Origin of the sequence: Microcoleus sp. BR0-C5, from assembly GCF_036705045.1 — a bacterium.
Lineage (GTDB): Bacteria > Cyanobacteriota > Cyanobacteriia > Cyanobacteriales > Microcoleaceae > Microcoleus.
In genome coordinates, this window is the sequence record NZ_JAUBTR010000181.1 from 1 (window position 1) to 2,069 (window position 2,069).

A 2,069-nucleotide genomic window follows, 5' to 3' on the forward strand; every position below is an offset into this window, starting at 1 on the left:
CGAAAAGGTCGTATTAATGTTATGGGTGGAGTGAGATACTCAGACAAAAAAAGATGGGTAGATTTTATTCCATCTGGGAATTCTGCTAATTTTTATACTGTGCTGAAAACTTTTTATGAAGATTTAAAAGCCGAGTGGATATTGCAAGGAAATTTAGCAGAAGACTTTAAAGATAAGGGCTGTAAGTTTGTGATAATTTTCGACAACGCTAGTTTTCATAAAAAAGCAGAGACTTTGCAGAAAATAGCGTCAGAAATGCCGAATCTAATCATAGAGTTTTTGCCAAAGTATAGCCCTGACTATAACTTAATTGAATTAGTATGGCATTCCGCCAAGGAATATGTTGCTAATAGATTATTTGAATCCATTGAAAAATTAGAAGCACTGTTACATAAACTGTTAAATGAAGGAGGACTAATTATGAAATGGAACCGAAAAATAAACAATAAAGGTAATTGCTCAACCCCCTTGACAAGAAGACAAGATAGACATTAGATAAAGGAATGGAAAAACTCCCCGACCTAAAACAGCTATCGAACGAGGCAAAAGAAGCCTTGATAGTAGAGCTATGGGAGAAAATCCAAAAACTCACCGCAGCGTTAGCAACCACAGACCAACCAAAACTAGGCTCATCTCCCACCAAGACTAGCAAAAATTCCAGCACTCCACCATCGAAAGGATTCAAGCCGAACATTAAGCCATCGAAAATTGAGGGGATAAAAAGACAAAGAAGCCTAGGAAGAGCAGGAGGGGGAAGAGAACTACATCCTGAACCAGACCAAACAATCATCGCCCAACTGAAAAATTGCCCCCAGTGTGGAGAGAAAGTCACCACTGCCACCCAAAAATTGCAATCCGTCTACGAAAAAATCGAACTACCGCCAATTCGCCCCATCATCACCCGCATCGAACGTTATGGTGGTCAGTGTGCCTGCTGTCAGACCGAATATGTTGCACCTGTACCATTGGGAATGGAACCAGGTTCACCGTTTGGCAGTTCAATTCAAAGCTTAGTCACATATCTTCGTTACACTCATGCCATCAGCTACGAACGGCTATCGTCCATATTTGGAGAGGTCTTTGGACTAAAAATATCAGAAGGAGCAATCGCCAACTTGCTGGGGAAGGTTAAAACCAGTTTAGATGATCAAGTAACTCAAATACTACAACGGCTGCGGCGGGCAAAATTAATTTGTTCAGATGAAACGAGTGCGAGAGTTAACGGACAAAATCAGTGGGAGTGGGTGTTTCAGAACCAGGATGTTTGTTTACACGTCATCCGTCCGAGTCGAGGAACTGGAGTAATTAACGAAGTTCTAGGAGAACATCGTCCCGATATCTGGGTGTCAGACTTCTCCCGCGCTCAAAAAAATCATCCAGCACCACAATGGCAGGTGTGTTTGGCTCATCAATTGCGGGACTGCCAATATGCGATTGATGCTGGGGACAGGATTTTTGCCCCAGCCATGAAGAGGTTATTATTAAGAGCTTTTATCATCCATCGACGACGAGAAAAAATCGACGATGCCAGACTCAAGCGATACCGAGAAAATTTACAGGAAAGATTAACCGGGATTTTAAATTTAGCGCCACACCATCCGGATGGTATCCGGTTACGAAAACGCTATGGTGGGCTAATTGACAATTTATTTTTATTTCTGGAAGATGCGGCGATTCCAGCTACGAATAATAGTAGTGAACAGGCGATTAGGATGAGCGTGATATTTCGCCGTGTGACTAATGGCTTCCGTTCGGAATGGGGTCGAGATTTGTTTGCTGCCGTTCGTTCAGTTGTCAATACTGGGAAGCGACAGGGTTTAACTGCTTATCAATCCATTCAACAAGCTCTCTCTATTGATGGCTCCCTTTTTTCCCCTAGTTGAGCAATTACCAATAAAGGTAACGCGAGTTAATGCAGTTTAGATGTCGAACAGCTTATCGGTACTTCGGGCAGCGGCAAATCATCGGTGGTACTAGCTGGACTGATTCCTAAGGGGCTTGCAATTAAATATAACCCCAGTTATGCTAGAAGGGTAGGAAACAAAAAATCTGACATGAGCGGTTGTGAC

Annotated in this window: 3 protein-coding genes; all 3 read left to right on the forward strand. The window is 42.5% G+C overall.

Annotated features, from left to right (window positions below):
• On the forward strand, positions 1–495 hold a 495-nt coding region (locus QUB08_RS31730; protein WP_333230245.1), incomplete at its 5' end, for a transposase.
• 8 nt (positions 496–503) lie between these two features.
• The gene (gene tnpC / locus QUB08_RS31735; protein ID WP_333230247.1) at positions 504–1,883 is read left to right on the forward strand and encodes an IS66 family transposase; all 1,380 of its coding nucleotides are present in this window, start codon (positions 504–506) and stop codon (positions 1,881–1,883) included.
• A gap of 54 nt (positions 1,884–1,937) precedes the next feature.
• Positions 1,938–2,069 (forward strand): hypothetical protein (locus QUB08_RS32280; protein WP_445300978.1); only part of this gene is annotated, 132 nt, incomplete at its 3' end.

What these genes read in the sequence shown, in the direction of transcription:
- tnpC (WP_333230247.1), top strand. Translation starts at nt 504, where the DNA reads ATGGAAAAACTCCCCGACCTAAAACAGCTATCGAACGAGGCAAAAGAA.